Origin of the sequence: Roseibium sp. Sym1, assembly GCF_027359675.1 — a bacterium.
GTDB lineage: Bacteria > Pseudomonadota > Alphaproteobacteria > Rhizobiales > Stappiaceae > Roseibium.
In genome coordinates, this window is the sequence record NZ_CP114786.1 from 2,076,656 (window position 1) to 2,092,471 (window position 15,816).

The following is a 15,816-nucleotide window of genomic DNA, read 5'->3' on the forward strand; positions in this document are numbered from 1 at the left end:
CACCGGGCCGCCATGAGGCTGGCGCGCCGGGACAAGCGATTTGAGCGCGGTTTTAATTCAGTATACAATGGTATGCAATATCTTTCCGGGCTCTGAAGGGATGAACTTTTTGGGGGTGTGACTTTTGTCAGCAGGGCCCGAAAGTCCGGACCCCGCCCCTACCCCGTGCCGCATGAATACCCTAAGTATCCCGAAGGCCAAAGCGCCGTGTCTGGTTAAGGCAGACAAAGATTGCTATATGTGCGGCGCACCAATTTGCGGCGGCGACAAGAGGGAGAGGCTCTCTATCGCGGCCCCGCGGCAGGGCACCGGGCGGCGGAGTGTTTTAGCTTCGTTTCCAGGGCCCGGAGAGTTAATGCCAGGCACCGGTTCAAACGCGGCCGGGGCTTTAAGCACAATCCAAGGAGATCGTACGTCGTGACCCAGTCCCTCGACAGCTTCAAGTGCAAAAAGACACTGACCGCAGGCGGCAAGACCTACACCTATTTCTCCATCCCCGAGGCGGAGAAGAACGGTCTTTCCGGTGTGTCCAGACTGCCGTTCTCGCTGAAAGTCGTGCTGGAGAACCTGTTGCGTTTCGAAGACGGGCGCTCGGTCACGAAGGACGACATCATCGCCTGTGCCGAATGGCTGAAGACAAGGAAATCCTCTCACGAAATTTCCTACCGCCCGGCCCGGGTGCTGATGCAGGACTTCACCGGCGTTCCGGCCGTGGTCGATCTCGCCGCCATGCGCGATGCGGCGGTGAAACTCGGCGGCGACCCGGAGAAGGTCAATCCGCTGGTGCCGGTCGACCTGGTCATCGACCACTCGGTGATGGTCGACTATTTCGGCACCAAGGACGCCTTCCGCCAGAATGTCGAGCTGGAATACGAGCGCAACCAGGAACGCTACGAGTTCCTGCGCTGGGGCCAGTCCGCCTTTAACAATTTCCGCGCCGTGCCCCCGGGAACCGGCATCTGCCATCAGGTCAACCTGGAATACCTGGCCCAGACCGTCTGGACCCGGGACGAGGGCGGTGAAACCATCGCCTATCCGGACACGCTGGTGGGTACGGATTCGCACACGACCATGGTCAACGGCCTTGCCGTGCTCGGCTGGGGCGTGGGCGGCATCGAGGCGGAAGCAGCCATGCTCGGCCAGCCGATCTCCATGCTGATCCCCGAGGTCATCGGCTTCAAGCTGACGGGCAAGCTGAATGAAGGTATCACCGCGACCGACCTTGTTCTGCGGGTCGTCGAAATGCTGCGCCAGAAGGGCGTGGTCGGCAAGTTCGTTGAATTCTACGGTCCGGGCCTCGACAATCTGTCGCTGGAAGACGCGGCCACCATCGCCAACATGGCGCCGGAATATGGCGCGACCTGCGGTTTCTTCCCGGTCGACAACGAGACGCTGAAATACCTGCATGCAACCGGCCGCGACGAGGACCGTGTCGCGCTGGTCGAGGAATATTCCAAGGCCCAGGGCATGTTCCGGGCGGGAAGCGAAGAGCCAGAGTTTACCGATACGCTGGAACTGGACATCTCCACCGTCGTGCCGTCGATCTCCGGTCCGAAGCGTCCGCAGGACCGCATCAACCTGTCGGACGCGGCCACCGGCTTTGCCAAGACAATGGCGGACGAATTCAAGAAGGCCGGCGAACTGACCAAGCGTGTTGCCGTCGAGGGCAAGGATTACGATCTCGGCAACGGCGACGTCGTCATCGCGGCGATCACCTCCTGCACCAACACCTCCAACCCGTCCGTCCTGATCGGCGCCGGTCTCGTCGCGCGCAACGCAATGGAAAAGGGCCTTGCCGTCAAGCCGTGGGTCAAGACCTCGCTGGCGCCCGGGTCGCAGGTGGTGACCGATTACCTGGAAAAGGCGGGTCTCCAGGACGATCTCGACGCCCTCGGCTTCGATCTTGCCGGTTACGGCTGCACCACCTGTATCGGCAATTCCGGCCCGCTTGATCCGGCGATTTCCAAAGCGATCAACGACAACGACCTGATCGCCTGCTCGGTTCTGTCCGGCAACCGCAACTTCGAGGGCCGGGTCAATCCGGATGTGCGCGCCAACTACCTGGCCTCGCCGCCGCTGGTGGTCGCCTACGCCCTTGCCGGCAACCTCAACATCAACATCACCGAGGATCCGCTGGGCGAGGACAAGGACGGCAACCCGGTGTACCTCAAGGACATCTGGCCGACCACGGAACAGATCACCGACCTGATCCGCGCCTCCATCAACGAGGAGATGTTCCGGACCCGCTATTCCGACGTCTTCAAGGGCGACGAACACTGGCAGGGCATCAAGGTCGAGGGCGGGCTGACCTACACCTGGCCGTCCGGGTCGACCTATGTGCAGAACCCGCCCTATTTCGAAGGCATGACCATGGAGCCGAAGCCGCTCCAGGACATCGAGAATGCCGCCGTGATGGGCCTGTTCCTGGATTCGATCACCACGGACCATATTTCGCCGGCGGGCGCGATCAAGCTGGACAGCCCGGCGGGCCAGTATCTCTCCGAACACCAGGTTGCCCAGAAGGACTTCAACTCCTATGGCTCGCGCCGCGGCAACCACGAGGTCATGATGCGCGGCACCTTCGCCAATATCCGCATCAAGAACCAGATGGTGCCGGGCGTCGAGGGTGGCGTCACCATGAAGGACGGCAAGAAGGAATGGATCTACGACGCCTGCATGGAATACAGGCAAGCCGGCATTCCGCTGGTCGTGTTCGCGGGCAAGGAATACGGCACCGGCTCATCGCGTGACTGGGCCGCCAAGGGCACCAACCTGCTTGGCGTGCGCGCCGTCATTGCCCAGTCGTTCGAGCGCATCCACCGCTCCAACCTGGTCGGCATGGGCGTCATCCCGCTCACCTTCAAGGAAGGCGAGAGCTGGCAGTCGCATGGCATCACCGGCAAGGAACGGGTGACCATCAAGGGCATCGCCGACATCCAGCCGCGCCAGATGATGGATGTGGAGGTCACCTACGAGGACGGCACCACGAAAACCATCGAGTGCCTGTGCCGCGTCGATACCGAGGACGAGCTGGAATACATCAAGGCCGGTGGCATCCTCCACTACGTGCTCCGGAACCTGGTGACGGGCTGAGGGGTGTGAGTCTCAGTCAGGCAAGGAATGAGCGGGCCCTTCGGGGCCCGTTTGCATGCGAGCCAAAAAGCTGCGCAACCGCTTGAACTCCGGAATGTGTGGTGTTTACCGTGTATTAGGCACGGAGAAGTAGAAACTAGGCAATATTGTCAGATACCTATTTCGAGGTGCCTTTGCTTGAGAGCATTTTTTCCGAAGCCGGTTTTATTTTTCTTGGGGCAACTGCCTGCGTTGCAGGAGTGCTCTACGTCCTGATCTCGTCGATCGTGCGATCCATCTACGTTCATTTTTCCAAGCGAAGCAGGCAGAAACAATGGATTGATGTAACAAGGGATCAACGTCAGCGCATGGACAGGATCCTGGATGAAGCGGAAGAACCCGTTGCATCTCGCAAGGCGCAAGCATTAGACCCAGCACATGACACCGATTGGCAGCCGACGCAAAACCGGCGGCAGACTTTTGGGCGGCGAGAAGGCACCTCCGATGCCAATCATGGCCAAGCCGCGAATCGGACTACCGAATGCGCGGACGTGCCGGACAAGGTGCTCGAAACGGTTTCCGTGATCCTGCGCCGGCAGGTGCCGATCCGCGACGGTGCGGCGTCGCGCTCTTGGTTGGGGGGGCTGCCCATGATGCCGGAGAGTATTCCCTGGCCGCGATCCGTTTCCCACGAATATCCTGACGAAGGCGAGCGTCCGCTTCATTTCCTGGCACAGATCTGCTGTGCTGATCTTCCCGAAAAACTGTGGGGCGGGTTGGGTCCAAGGGACGGTTGGCTGTTGTTTTTCTACGACCCGAACCAGCATTTTCCCGAGGATGAAGGCTCCTTCAGAATTCTCCACACCGACGAGTGGGGAACGGAACGTACCGCTCCCTCAGATCTCGGTCCCGTGCATGATGGAAACTACTCCGGCCCGAGCTACCAATATCTGGAAGGTGTTGGTGAGGTTCCCAAGACTTGGCGGCGCTGGCCGGTGGACCTTGTGGTCGTGCCCAATGATCCAAAGGAAGTTGATGGCAGGATCATGGTGGTGCCGGACAACTATGCCAGGGTTCTTTACGAAGGTCAGGAAGTGTCGGACGAAAGATGGCCGACCTCCGATCCGTTTACCTCCCGTATGGCGCTGGCGGTTCTCTCCCATATCGAGGCGCGGCTCACAAAGTACTCGTTCGAGGCGGATATGCCCGAGCCGGTCTACAAAGGTCTCAAGGACCCGGACGTCCTGGCGGCGCTCACACCCGATATTCCGGGCGCTGCCGCGCGCATCAAGGCATTGAACGACGCCTTGCAGGAGGAAGAGAATCCTCAGCGCGAGGAGTCCCGAGCAGAATGGGACCGGCTCAAGAAGATGGAACAGCACCTTGAGACCGCCAAACGTCAGGCGGCCTTGTTGGACCGCTTCCCGTCCGCAGACGCCCTGCGGAACTATCAGCGCGAGACGGCAGAGGCGTTCGAGGACTGGCGCATCGACGCTCGCCGACTGATCCGGGAAATGAAGTTTGAGCTGCCTTCTCCGGAGACCGACACTGCGCTTCCCGTCGGCACCTGGCCGGATATAAAAGCCCGCCTGAGTGCGCTCATCTTCCGGTATTGGGTGTATTATGATTTTTCGAAATCCAGGAGCGTTCCCGACAATATTAAAATGCAGGAAAAGGAGATGGCACTCTTTAGCTTCTACGATTCGAATTCCGTCCAACTTGGTGAGTTCGTGGCGGATTACTACGTCGACCCGGAGCGCCGGGCGCTCATTCCGAGAGATGTGATTGTCCGCTTCGAACCATTTTGGCGACAGCTCTATGGCAACCGCCCCCATCGGATTGGCGGAGAGTTCGATGAGCTCCAGTCCGCACCTCAGATCGGCCCCACCGCCTTGCCTTTGTTACTGCACGTTGCCGGTGATAATGCCATGAACTGGATGTGGGGTGATGCCGGTATCGTTCATTTCAGTATTTCGCCGAAGGACCTTGCTGAAGAGCGGTTTGAAAAGGCAATTGCGGTTCTCGAGTGCTACTGAGGACGCTTTCCGGCCAGATGGACTTATTTACCGACCAAGGGACACGCCAGATGATGGATGTGGAGGTCACCTACGAGGACGGTACGACCAAGACCATCGAGTGCCTGTGCCGCGTCGATACTGAGGACGAGCTGGAATACATCAAGGCCGGCGGCATCCTGCACTACGTGCTTCGGAACCTGGTGACGGGCTGAGGGGGCTGAGTTTCAGTCAAGCAAGGAATGTGCGGGCCTTCCGGGGCCCGTTTTTTTCGATGACGAAGGCACCGCCCAATCTGCCTCATCCCGGCCAAGCGCAGCGCGAGCCGGGACCGGGGAGCCTAAAGCGCCGGCGCTTCTTCCTTTGCAATGGAAAGGCCCGGGCTCCCTGGTGCCGGGTCTACGCTGCGCTACGCCCGGGATGAGGCAGATTGGGCTGGGGGCATTTCGCAGAGGTCCAAGTGCCGATATCGTTATTTGCCACGATGGGCCAGTTCCGTCAGGCTCAACTTCCAGTCTTCTGGAGGTCCGCATGCCCGATCCCAAACCGCCGCAGCTCTCCCACATTGCCCCGGTCCTGCCGGTCGCCGACCTGAAGGCGTCCCTCGCCTACTATCGCGACAAGCTTCTGTTCGAGACCCGCTTCGAATGGGCGGACACGGACGCCGAGCCGGCGCGCTATGCGATCCTCGCCCGGGATCATGTCGAGTTGCACCTGTCGGCCGGCGCCACACCGCATCCGGCAACGGCCTATTGTTTTGTCGACGGGGTTGACGGCTACTATGCCGAGGTGAAGGCGGCCGGGGCCAACGTCACCGAGGCGCTTGCCGACCAGCCCTGGGAGATGCGGGAATTCGAGACGCGGGATCCGGACGGCAACGTGCTGGTGTTCGGCGAGCACTGCAGCCGGATCGGGGGGTGAACCCTCCCCTCTCGGTCATCCCGGACGCAGCGCAGCGGAGATCCGGGATCCACTCATTCCCAGAGCCTGTCTGTGCGATCCGGTGGCTCACCGCGCCCGCTCCCGTTCCGATTCCAGCGGCGCGCCGTGTAGGGATGTGAATTGGGTCCCGGCTCAAGGCCGGGATGACCCTGGAGCATGTGGCGACACCAACCGAAGCCGCGCCATGATGTTTCGTGCACGACCGATGAAAAGGCTCGTCAGCAAAGGCTCCTGACAGGCCGATTGCCTTGCCGCGAAAATCGGTGTTCCATATCAGATGTTTCTTGATCGGAATTTCTGCGGGGGATTTGATGAAAACGATTTTGACGGCAACTCTTTTTCTGGTCGTGGCCAATGGAGCGGCATTCGCCGATCCATGTCAGGACCGGTTCACCGAACTCTATCTGCCGCTGGATCAGGGCGTGCCGACCAAGTCCGCTTCGACCATTGCCTTCAAGGGCGCGCCGCCCAGCTCCAACGACTTTCTCTATCTCAGCCAGGACCATTACATGACGGTGCCGACCTCTCCGGCCGGACCCTGGATCCTGGGCTACAACAACGTGCTCTACCAGTCCGCGGACGAAGGCAAGACCTGGGAAAAGATCCGTGAGATGGAGACTGGCCAGAATGCGGACAAGGCGCGCGCGGACAAGCTCGCCAATGCCGAAACGATCCGCAACAGCGCCTGCGCGGAAGAAGAGCTGAACGGAGAGGCCGTCGAGGTTGTCGCCGCCGACATCACCATCAGCCAGGGCATGGTCACGGAAAACCGCTACACCTACTGGGTCCGCAAGAGCGACGGTTTCATCGTCAAGGCCATCTATGACACCAAGGCGCCGAATTTCGAAATGGTGACCACCCAGACCATCGAGCAAGCCCCCGGGCTGACCCTGCCGGAACCGGAGTGAGGTTGGCTCCAGATCCGGTCGTCAGCTGATTTTGCCGAGGGCGCCGGATTTGGTAGTACGCCGGTGGCAACCAAAGGCGGTCATCCCGGACGCAGCGCAGCGGAGATCCGGGACCCACTCGTTTCCAGAACCGTTTGAGAGTTTTGGACACAGGTTGCGGTCGCTTGCGTGCCAATCCTGACGGCACAATGCGTTGGAAAGTGGATTGGGTCCCGGCTCAAGGCCGGGATGAAATCGGAATATGTGGCGGCTCCGTCCGGCCCTTCGCTATGGTGTCTGGCGTTTGACCTTCAAAAAGCGAAATCGTTCGCTTTTTGCCAGCTTCGCCGGACAGGTCTCACCCACGTCCGCGGTAAGGCGCAACGCCCTGTTCGGGGATCCAGACGCCGTCCGGGGCCGGGCCGGTCTGGTAGAAGACGTCGATCGGGATGCCGCCGCGTGGGTACCAGTAGCCGCCGATGCGGAGCCACTCGGGCTCGAGCAGGTCGACAAGGCGCTTGGCGATCGAGACCGTGCAGTCCTCGTGGAAGGCGCCGTGGTTGCGGAACGATCCCAGGAACAGTTTCAGCGACTTGCTCTCCACCAGGAAATCCTTCGGCACGTAGTCGATCACCAGATGGGCGAAATCCGGCGCGCCGGTGATCGGGCAGAGCGAGGTGAATTCCGGGGCGACGAAACGAACCATGTAGCCGGTGCCGGCCTGCGGGTTCGGCACCTTTTCCAGAACGGCCTTGTCCGGATCGTCCGGGAGTTCGGTGGAGGACCCGAGCTGGGTCAGGTTTTCGTAGATGCTCTTGTCGGACATGAAGGTCTCCTCAACTTCAACCTCATCCTGAGGAGGGCCGTCAGGTCCGTCTCGAAGTATGGGTTGCTTGTTCACGTGTGTGCCGCCGATCCTTCGAGACGCCGCTGGCGCGGCTCCTCAGGATGACGCCGAATGTGGTTCGATCATTCGCTCGGAGCGGACTTTCCTCTCCATCGTCATTCCGGATCTACGCGCTGCGCTTGGCTGGGATGACGATGGAGAGGTTTGAGACGTTAAACGCCCCTCAAATTGCCCCAGAGCAGGGTGTGCAGCTGGGGCAGGACGGTCGCGGCGTACCATCTGTCGGTGGCCACCCTGTCGACCAGCCAGCGCATGCGCTCCAGGATGCCGGCCATGTCGATGGCGCTGTCACCGGCTTCGGCTTCCGGCGGCGTGTGGTTGCCGGGCTGCAGGTAGCAGCTCAGGGACGGGTAGCGCTCTGCGACGTCGCGCGCAAAGGCATAGTCGGCCTCGTCGAAGACCACCACCTTCAGCACCGTCTGCGTGTCCGGCCCGGCCGCTTCGAAGCATTCGGCCAGTTTCTGCCAGTCGGTCGCCATGCCGGACGACGGCGGTTTCGGGCTGAGCGTCAGCACGTCCAGTTTGGAGAACCAGTCCCGGGCGATGCTGCCTTGGGTTTCCAGGGCAAAACGGTAGCCCTCCGCATGGCCGAGATCGATCAGGTCTCCCAGCGGCTGGATCGCAGGATTGCCGCCGGACAGGGACACCATCAACGGCGTGCCGCCGGACAGGATTTCCACCTGCATCAGAATCGCCTCCGGCGTCATCGGGCACCATTCGTCCCGGTAGGCGCTGTCGACCGCGTGCAGCGTGTCGCACCATGTGCAGCGGTAATCGCAGCCGCCGGTGCGCACAAAGACAGTGGGCTGGCCGATCAGGGCGCCTTCGCCCTGGATCGTCGGCCCGAAGATCTCGTTGACCTTGATGAGTTCGCTGGTCATGCGGCGCGTGCTCCCGGATAGACGAGAGGACGGAATTCGGCGCAGGTCTTCGGGGTTTCCTTCACCCGCACGGCCGAGGTTTCCGGCCAGCGCTGGCGGCACCAATGATAGAAGTAGCGCGCCATGGTTTCCGCGGTGACGCAGTCGTCGCCGAGCACCTCATTGAGGTGCCGGTGGTCGAGCGTGTCGTCGATGAAGCGCTTGAACTCGGAGAGCTCGCGGTAGTCGCGCACGAAGCCGATCGTGTTGAGTTCCTCGGACATCAGCTCGACCTCGACCACGTAGTTGTGGCCGTGGAGCCGCGCGCAAGGGTGATCCTCGCCGAGGCCGAGGATCTGGTGGCTGGCGGAGAAATGGAATTCCTTGGTGATCCTAAACACGGCAGGCCTCCTTCCAGAACTCCGCATCCGCGTAGGTGGTCGGGTCTATTCCGCCGGCGAGATGGAAGGCCTCGCGCCGTTCGACACAGGTGCCGCAGCGCCCGCAATGGGTTTCGCCGCCCTTGTAGCAGGACCAGGTCCGGCGGTAGTCGACGCCGAGTTTCAGGCCCTCCCGGGCAATCTCCGCCTTGGAGACATGCACATAGGGCGTATAGAGACTGATCTCGCCGAGGCCCTCCAGCGCGTGGCGCTGCATGGTCTCGAAGCTTTCGGTGAAGGCCGGGCGGCAGTCCGGATAGATGAAATGGTCGCCGCCATGGACCGCGGTCGCGACCGCGTCGGCGCCGCGGGAGGCGGCAATGCCGTAGGCGATCGTCAGCATGATCGCGTTGCGGTTTGGCACCACGGTGATCTTCATGGTGTCTTCGGCATAGTGCCCGTCCGGCACGTCCAGGTCGTCGGTCAGCGCCGAGCCGGTGAGCTGGCGGCCGATATTGGAGATGTCGATCAGGATAAATTCGGTGCCGAGGGCATCGGCGCAGGCTTTCGCATAGTCCAGCTCCTTCTTGTGGCGCTGGCCATAGTCGAAGGAGATCAGGCCGATCAGCTCATGCTCTTGCGCAATCTTGTACGCAAGGGTGACGGAATCCATTCCGCCGGAACAGATGACAAGTGTTTTCAACGATGTGGTCCCTTGTTTTCGCTGTTGAACGCCCGTTGCGACGCTCGTCACCGGGTAGGCTGCGACCGGTGGTTCCCTTCAGGGAACGGCGGCGTTGTAACACGTTTTGACGAAAAGGGAAGGGACGGTATTTTGCACGCGCCCCGTTCAAGGGCCGCGTGCCTGTCAGGTGCTGCGGGTGAAACGGTTCAGTCCCCGAGGCCGAACTGTTCGCTGAACGAGCTGACCACCGGCTGACACTCCGCCGAAACCTTGTCGGCATTTGCCTTCAGGCAGGACAGGATACGGCCGCCGCCGAATTCAACATTTGAGCAATTGGCCTCGATATCCGCGGCACAGAGAGCAACCGCATTGCTGACATTAGCGAACAGGAAGTCGAGCGCATCGGCGAGATCGACAATCGATGCCGCACAGGTGTCGCTGATTTTGTCCTCATGGGCATACATGCAGGACAGCATCCGGCCATTGCCCGGCGTGACCTGGTCGCAATAGGTCGTGATTTCGGTCTTGCAGGCTTCAAGCACCCCCTGGACCGGACCCTGGGCCATGGCGGAGGCACTCAGGAGGAAGACGCCAGCCGCAGCAGCCAGCAATTGAAAGATTTTCATGGCAAGCTCCGCGATACGTCAGGGGTTCACAACAACGTAGACCGTCACGCCGTTCTCGACGACAGGGCGATAATAAACGCCGCCGCAATTGTAATAGGCGTTGTAGGGGGCGCAGCCGGCAACGGATTGACGCCGGTTGACGCGGCGGGTTGTCCGGCGGGCGGTCCGCCTTGCGGTGTTGCGGGCTGGGTTCTGGGCCTTGGCTGTGCCGATGCCGGCGAAAATGGGCGTGCCGGCGGCAAAACCGGTGAAATCGATTGGAGCGGAATAGGCCACCGCAAAGCCGATCGCAGCCGCCAAGAGATAATTTTTAGGCATGATTAAAAGTGTCCTCTCTCTGGAGACATTCGGTGCCCGGCGCTTCCGGGGCAGGGCACACTCGCATCCTATCTTACGAACGGAAGCTTTTGCGAGTCGTGCGACAACGTGATGGCAAAATGTGCTCCGAGAAGGCATTGAACTAAGCCCAGATCGCCATCCGGAGCCCGCGTTCATCGCGCCGGAACTCCTTTGGAAACGGCTCCGCCTCACCCAGAAGAATCCGCTCGGCGATCAGGCTGTTCGCGGCGGCATCCAGAAGATCGTCGCGGCCGCAGCCGCGCGGAGGTTTCTGGTCTAGAAAATCCTGCGGCAGACCCTTGCAGACGAGCAGGTCCCGGCGCTGGTCGAGCCCGGCCGGGTTGGCGCGGCTCTTGACCTTTTTCGGCAGGCTCATTTCTGCTTCGCCGTTCAGCCGCCAGAAGGCAAGTTCCGGGTGAACCTCATGAACGCGGGCTTCAAGCTCCGGCGTCATCAGCGCGTCGATCTCTCTGATCTTCGGGAACAGGTTGAAACATTGCTTGGAGACCTTTTTCGGCGGCTCCGAGGTTGTCTCGGCCATGGCGCAGGCCTTGCGATAGTCGTCCTGGTAGACGGCCGCACGGGTGGGAACCGTGAAAACGGAGGACTGGCGCTCGCCGAGATGCTTGCGCGCCGCCTTTTCCGGACCCCGGCCGCCGGGGCCGATGGTGTCAGGCAGGCCGATGGGCATGTCGACGGCGATGACGGAAAGGGACGGGACGAAATCGACGATGCCGGCAAAGGCCGGAAACAGCTCCAGCTGCAGGCTGCCGGGATCGTTCAGGTTGCGCAGGACGGCAACCCAGCCGGCCTTGCAGCCGTCGACACCGGCGACCCAGGTGTCCCGTCGGTCAGGCACGGGCCTTGGCTTCGAACACGCGCCGCGACGTGACCAGTGCCATGGCTTTCACCACCGATTGCTGTTCCTCCGCGAAGAGCAGCTCGTCAGCGCCTTTTTTGACGCTGCGGGCAACCAGCTCGAAGACCGAAGCGGAGGCGCGTTTCAGGGCCTCTTCGTCGTCGAGGCCGGCCATCAGGTTGGTCAGGAACAGGCCGGCGATCAGGTCGCCGGTGCCATGCGGGGGATCCATTATGGCGGCATGCTCGGCGGCAACGGCGCCGCGCGGACCGGCCAGCAGGTTGGCAATGGCGTTGCGGCGCAGCGCCGGTGAGGACGTCACCAGCACACGTTCGTTGCCGAGATGCCTCGCCGCGGCCAGGGCCTGCATTTCACTGTCGACGTCGCAGTCGGTCAGCCAGCCGAGTTCGAAGGCGTTCGGGGTGACGATGTCTGCAAGCGGCACCAGCTCGTCCCGGATCGCCTCGGCTGTGGGTTCAGGCACGTAGAGCGTGCCGCTGTCGCCATACTGGTCGCCCATGACCGGATCGCACAGGTAAAGCGCCTCCGGATTGGCTCTCTTGACGGCCTCTACCAGCTCCGCGATCGGACCGGCCTGACCGGCGTCGCCAAGATAGCCGGTGATGACGGCACCAATGTCGGCAAGCTTCGGCGAAGCGGCAAGATCCGCGGCGATGGCGGCGAAGTCGGCGGTCGGCGGCACGATGCGCGTGCCCTTGCCCTGTCCCGGGTGCCAGGGCAGCAGGATGGTCGGCAGAAACCAGACATCATGGCCGATCCGCTCCAGCGCGAAGGTCAGGCCGCGGCCGCTGATGCCGCCGCGCACCACCTGCGAAGTGATCACAAGGACCGGCTTTTTCTGTGGCTCGGGAGCGCCCGGCTGCATCATGGGACGAGTTCCTTGTGAAGGTCAGGCGGCGTCGGAGGAGGATTTGGCGCCGGTGCCGAAACGTTTCTCGATATAGTCGAGCACCATCTGCTTGAATTCGTCGGCAATGCCGGGGCCGCGCAACGTGGTGGCCTTCTCGCCGTCGATGAAGACCGGCGCGGACGGGGTCTCGCCCGTCCCCGGCAGGGAGATGCCGATATCGGCGTGCTTGGATTCGCCCGGCCCGTTGACGATGCAGCCCATCACCGCGACGTTGAGGCTTTCAACGCCCGGGTATTGCTCACGCCACTTGGGCATGGAGACGCGGATGTGGTCCTGGATGTCCTGGGCCAGTTCCTGGAAGGTGGTCGAGGTGGTGCGGCCGCAGCCCGGGCAGGCGGCGACCACCGGCACGAAGGCGCGGAAGCCCATCACCTGCAGCAGCTCCTGGGCGACCTGGACCTCGCGGGTGCGGTCCCCGCCCGGTTCCGGGGTCAGCGACACGCGGATGGTGTCGCCGATGCCCTGCTGCAGCAGGATGCCCATGGAGGCCGCCGAAGAGACAATGCCCTTGGTGCCCATGCCGGCCTCGGTCAGGCCCAGGTGCAGGGCATAGTCGCAGCGGCGCGCGAGATCGGCATAGACGGCGATCAGGTCCTGTACCTGGCTGACCTTGGCGGACAGGATGATCTTGTCGCGGCCCATGCCGAGTTTTTCCGCGCGTTCGGCGGAGAGAAGCCCGGACTGGATGATCGCCTCGCGCATGACGGCGGCCGCGGAGACCGGCGCATCGCTGTCCGCGTTCTCGTCCATCAGCTTCGTCAGCAGTTCCTGGTCGAGCGAGCCCCAGTTGACGCCGATGCGAACCGGCTTGTCGTGTTTCAGGGCGATGTCGATGATCTGCGAGAACTGGGTGTCGCGCTTGGCCTTGAAGCCGACATTGCCCGGGTTGATGCGGTACTTGTCGAGCGCGGCGGCGCAATCCGGATAGTCCTGCAGAAGCTTGTGGCCGATATAGTGAAAATCGCCGACCAGCGGCACGGTGATGCCGATGCGCTCCAGGCGTTCCTTGATGCGCGGCACCTCTGCGGCCGCTTCCGGCCGGTCCACCGTGATGCGCACGATCTCGGACCCGGCGCGTGCCAGTGCCGCGACCTGGGCTACGGTCGAATCCGCGTCGGCCGTGTCGGTGTTGGTCATCGACTGAACGACAATGGGGGCATCGCCGCCAACCGTGACATTGCCCACCTTGACGCCAATGGAGGTGCGGCGGGGCAGGGCTTTCGCGAAATCGTCGATCATGACAGGCACCAGTGGGTGTTTGCATTCCTGAACCGATAGATGTGCGGTACCGGTCCGGTTTTCCAGCGCATGATTAGGGCTTCGGGGAAAAAAGGGCAATGGCCGTCACCGTGCGGCATTGTTTCAATCCGGTTTGGTGCGCGCATTGCCATGCCGGGCCGAAGCGATTAAGAGCGACGCTATTGCCCGGGCTTCCTCCAAACGGATTGAATTGAGGTTTTGCATGCTCAAAAGATTGCTGTCGGATTCGGTTTCACTGGTGTTCGGAAATCTTGAAGCCGTTTTCAAGGTGTGCGGCAGCTGGTTTGTGTTGCAGTTCGTGTTGATGACCATCATCCAGCTGTCCATCGGGGACAGCGGCCGGCTGGAAGCAAATCCGGGGGCCGCAGTGCTGCTGTCGCTGGTCGTGATGATCTTCTCCCTGGTGTCTTCCGCGAGCATTTCCGTCGCCTGGCACCGATTTGGCCTGATCGGAGAGCAGCCCGGGCTGATTCACCTGAAGTTTTCGGGTGTCGAGTTTTCATTCGTTCTCAAGTCGCTTCTCCTCGGCCTGCTGATGATCGGTGCGTGGCTCGTTGTCATGCTGATCCACTTCACGATCGGTGCCCCGGCGATTACCGGAGTTTTCGCACTGCTCGTCATGGCGTTTGCCATTCCGACCTTTTTCCGGTTCTCGCTCATTCTGCCCGCAACGGCGGTGGAGCGGCCTATCGGGCTCGGGCAGGCCTATGCGATCAGTGAAGGCCTGGGATGGCGCATGTTCCTTGCCACCATTATTCTCGCGCTGCCGTTTGTCCTCGGGGGGATGTTCATCGGCTACCTGCTGCAGGAAGTCGCCGGAGGATTGCCGCTGCTGCTGATCCAGATGAAGATGCTCGTGCTCAATGTGCTCATTCAGATCATCGTCACGGTGCTCGGCATTTCGGTGCTGACGGCCGGTTACCGCATGGCCATGGAAAACCGGTCCGTGGAACCGCAAGTCTTCGACTGAGCGGGCTGTGTTGGTCCGCGCCGCCCATTTTGCGTGCTGCTGTCTTGTCCCGCAGTCGGTACTGGCATGGCCGCCCAAATCCGGTATCCTGCCCCCGATTGCAAAACACAGGATCGAGGCATGTTTCTCACCGTTCTGGAACGGTCGCTTTCTCTGGCGCAGCACAATTTCGGCACGCTGTTCAGGACTGGCTGGGCCTATATCCTGCTGCTGGTCGCGCTGAATTTCGCCATAGGCGCCTCCTTGATGCCGGAAGCCGGGTTCAAGACGGTGTCCTATATGACTGAACCGGTGGCCGCCGCGGACGAGGGAGCGCTCAGGGCCCTGGCCGCGATCGGCAATCTGCTTGTCGGTTTTTCCATCGCCATTGCCTATGTCCGGCGGATCCTGATCGGCGCACAGGATTTTCCCGTGACGATCGGCATGCGCACGCTCCGGGTGATCGTCTACCAGATCGTCCTCGGCCTGATCGGTCTGCTGTCGCTGATCCCGCTGGTCATCATCGCCTCGGCCATTGCCGCGCTGACAGCGGGTTTCGGCTTGCTGTTGCTGTTCCTCGCGCCCTTTGTCGCGCTGATGGTCGTGCAGAAATTTTCAGTCGTGCTGCCGGCGGCTGCCGTCGACGACCCGCTGAGCCTGAAGGAAAGCTGGCACGCCACGAAGGGACTTGGCTGGTCCATGGCCTTCGCCGCCCTGGTGATGAGCCTCCTGGCAGGCGCCCTGGTCGGGATCTGGGCTCTGGTCCTGTGGGTCAGCGACGGGCTGCTTCCGGCCAGCCTGGCGTGGCAGCAGATCCGTTCCGCGGTCTTTCCCATGGGCACGATGCTGATCTTCGTCTGGATCTTCGCCAGCCTGCACGGCACGTTCTACGGCCTGATCCGCGAACGTTTCGTCGAAAATCTGGGACTTAAGACCGAGGACCTGGCCAAGGTCGAATCCAGCCGGGCCAATACGCGCTCCAGGGCGCAAAAGGCACTGGACGGGGCGCAGCGCATGAACCGGCGCTGATTTTCACCGGTCCGGGTGATGAAATCCAAAGTGCACGGCCCCCGCTACACCCACAGCGTCATCCTGAGGAGCGCG

The 15,816-nt window shown here is 61.9% G+C and carries 16 protein-coding genes; 7 read left to right on the forward strand and 9 right to left on the reverse strand.

Going from position 1 to position 15,816, the window contains the following annotated elements:
- Positions 1-417 precede the first annotated feature (417 nt).
- From acnA to O6760_RS09505, 5 genes are all read left to right on the forward strand, one after another.
- The gene (gene acnA, locus O6760_RS09485) at positions 418-3,093 is read left to right on the forward strand and encodes an aconitate hydratase AcnA (RefSeq protein ID WP_269585133.1); all 2,676 of its coding nucleotides are present in this window, start codon (positions 418-420) and stop codon (positions 3,091-3,093) included.
- 146 nt (positions 3,094-3,239) lie between these two features.
- Positions 3,240-5,108: a DUF1963 domain-containing protein gene (locus O6760_RS09490; RefSeq protein WP_269585134.1), complete on the forward strand. Its 1,869-nt coding sequence runs from the start codon at positions 3,240-3,242 to the stop codon at positions 5,106-5,108.
- 50 nt (positions 5,109-5,158) lie between these two features.
- On the forward strand, positions 5,159-5,302 hold the full coding sequence (locus O6760_RS09495; RefSeq protein WP_269585135.1) for a hypothetical protein: 144 nt from the start codon (positions 5,159-5,161) through the stop codon (positions 5,300-5,302).
- 316 nt (positions 5,303-5,618) lie between these two features.
- A complete protein-coding gene (locus O6760_RS09500) occupies positions 5,619-6,008 on the forward strand; it encodes a bleomycin resistance protein (RefSeq protein ID WP_269585136.1) in 390 nt (129 codons plus the stop codon).
- A 332-nt stretch (positions 6,009-6,340) separates the two neighbouring features.
- On the forward strand, positions 6,341-6,937 hold the full coding sequence (locus O6760_RS09505; RefSeq protein WP_269585137.1) for a hypothetical protein: 597 nt from the start codon (positions 6,341-6,343) through the stop codon (positions 6,935-6,937).
- Positions 6,938-7,274: 337 nt separating this feature from the next.
- On the opposite strand, the gene queF is transcribed toward O6760_RS09505, so the two are convergent.
- The 9 genes from queF to ispG all read right to left on the reverse strand — a co-directional run bounded on the left by queF (position 7,275) and on the right by ispG (position 13,742).
- Positions 7,275-7,742, reverse strand: coding sequence for a preQ(1) synthase (gene queF, locus O6760_RS09510; protein ID WP_269585138.1), 468 nt, complete (start codon positions 7,740-7,742; stop codon positions 7,275-7,277).
- Between the two features lie 233 nt (positions 7,743-7,975).
- On the reverse strand, positions 7,976-8,704 hold the full coding sequence (gene queE, locus O6760_RS09515; protein WP_269585139.1) for a 7-carboxy-7-deazaguanine synthase QueE: 729 nt from the start codon (positions 8,702-8,704) through the stop codon (positions 7,976-7,978).
- A complete protein-coding gene (gene queD, locus O6760_RS09520; protein ID WP_269585140.1) occupies positions 8,701-9,084 on the reverse strand; it encodes a 6-carboxytetrahydropterin synthase QueD in 384 nt (127 codons plus the stop codon). The genes queE and queD overlap by 4 nt, the downstream gene beginning before the upstream one ends.
- A complete protein-coding gene (queC, locus tag O6760_RS09525) occupies positions 9,077-9,766 on the reverse strand; it encodes a 7-cyano-7-deazaguanine synthase QueC (RefSeq protein WP_269585141.1) in 690 nt (229 codons plus the stop codon). The genes queD and queC overlap by 8 nt, the downstream gene beginning before the upstream one ends.
- 188 nt (positions 9,767-9,954) lie before the next feature.
- Entirely contained in the window at positions 9,955-10,374 is a 420-nt protein-coding gene (locus O6760_RS09530; RefSeq protein ID WP_269585142.1) for a cysteine rich repeat-containing protein, read from the reverse strand.
- Between the two features lie 18 nt (positions 10,375-10,392).
- Entirely contained in the window at positions 10,393-10,692 is a 300-nt protein-coding gene (locus O6760_RS09535; protein WP_269585143.1) for a hypothetical protein, read from the reverse strand.
- A gap of 142 nt (positions 10,693-10,834) precedes the next feature.
- On the reverse strand, positions 10,835-11,572 hold the full coding sequence (locus O6760_RS09540; protein ID WP_269585144.1) for a DUF429 domain-containing protein: 738 nt from the start codon (positions 11,570-11,572) through the stop codon (positions 10,835-10,837).
- Positions 11,565-12,461, reverse strand: a complete 897-nt coding sequence (gene pdxY, locus O6760_RS09545) for a pyridoxal kinase (RefSeq protein ID WP_269585145.1) — start codon at positions 12,459-12,461, stop codon at positions 11,565-11,567. Before pdxY ends, O6760_RS09540 begins: the two co-directional genes overlap by 8 nt.
- 21 nt (positions 12,462-12,482) lie before the next feature.
- The gene (ispG, locus tag O6760_RS09550; RefSeq protein WP_269585146.1) at positions 12,483-13,742 is read right to left on the reverse strand and encodes a flavodoxin-dependent (E)-4-hydroxy-3-methylbut-2-enyl-diphosphate synthase; all 1,260 of its coding nucleotides are present in this window, start codon (positions 13,740-13,742) and stop codon (positions 12,483-12,485) included.
- A gap of 223 nt (positions 13,743-13,965) precedes the next feature.
- Between ispG and O6760_RS09555 the strand changes: the two genes are divergently transcribed.
- The gene (locus O6760_RS09555; RefSeq protein ID WP_269585147.1) at positions 13,966-14,733 is read left to right on the forward strand and encodes a hypothetical protein; all 768 of its coding nucleotides are present in this window, start codon (positions 13,966-13,968) and stop codon (positions 14,731-14,733) included.
- 120 nt (positions 14,734-14,853) lie between these two features.
- Positions 14,854-15,741 carry a 4-hydroxy-3-methylbut-2-en-1-yl diphosphate synthase gene (locus O6760_RS09560; RefSeq protein WP_269585148.1) on the forward strand — a complete coding sequence of 296 codons (888 nt, stop codon included), beginning with the start codon at positions 14,854-14,856 and terminating at the stop codon, positions 15,739-15,741.
- Positions 15,742-15,816 lie beyond the last annotated feature (75 nt).

Coding starts and splice junctions, on each gene's coding strand:
- O6760_RS09495 (WP_269585135.1), top strand. CDS start 5,159: ATGATGGATGTGGAGGTCACCTACGAGGACGGTACGACCAAGACCATC.
- O6760_RS09500 (WP_269585136.1), top strand. CDS start 5,619: ATGCCCGATCCCAAACCGCCGCAGCTCTCCCACATTGCCCCGGTCCTG.
- O6760_RS09505 (WP_269585137.1), top strand. CDS start 6,341: ATGAAAACGATTTTGACGGCAACTCTTTTTCTGGTCGTGGCCAATGGA.
- queF (WP_269585138.1), bottom strand. CDS start 7,742: ATGTCCGACAAGAGCATCTACGAAAACCTGACCCAGCTCGGGTCCTCC.
- queE (WP_269585139.1), bottom strand. CDS start 8,704: ATGACCAGCGAACTCATCAAGGTCAACGAGATCTTCGGGCCGACGATC.
- O6760_RS09530 (WP_269585142.1), bottom strand. CDS start 10,374: ATGAAAATCTTTCAATTGCTGGCTGCTGCGGCTGGCGTCTTCCTCCTG.
- O6760_RS09535 (WP_269585143.1), bottom strand. CDS start 10,692: ATGCCTAAAAATTATCTCTTGGCGGCTGCGATCGGCTTTGCGGTGGCC.
- pdxY (WP_269585145.1), bottom strand. CDS start 12,461: ATGATGCAGCCGGGCGCTCCCGAGCCACAGAAAAAGCCGGTCCTTGTG.
- ispG (WP_269585146.1), bottom strand. CDS start 13,742: ATGATCGACGATTTCGCGAAAGCCCTGCCCCGCCGCACCTCCATTGGC.
- O6760_RS09555 (WP_269585147.1), top strand. CDS start 13,966: ATGCTCAAAAGATTGCTGTCGGATTCGGTTTCACTGGTGTTCGGAAAT.
- O6760_RS09560 (WP_269585148.1), top strand. CDS start 14,854: ATGTTTCTCACCGTTCTGGAACGGTCGCTTTCTCTGGCGCAGCACAAT.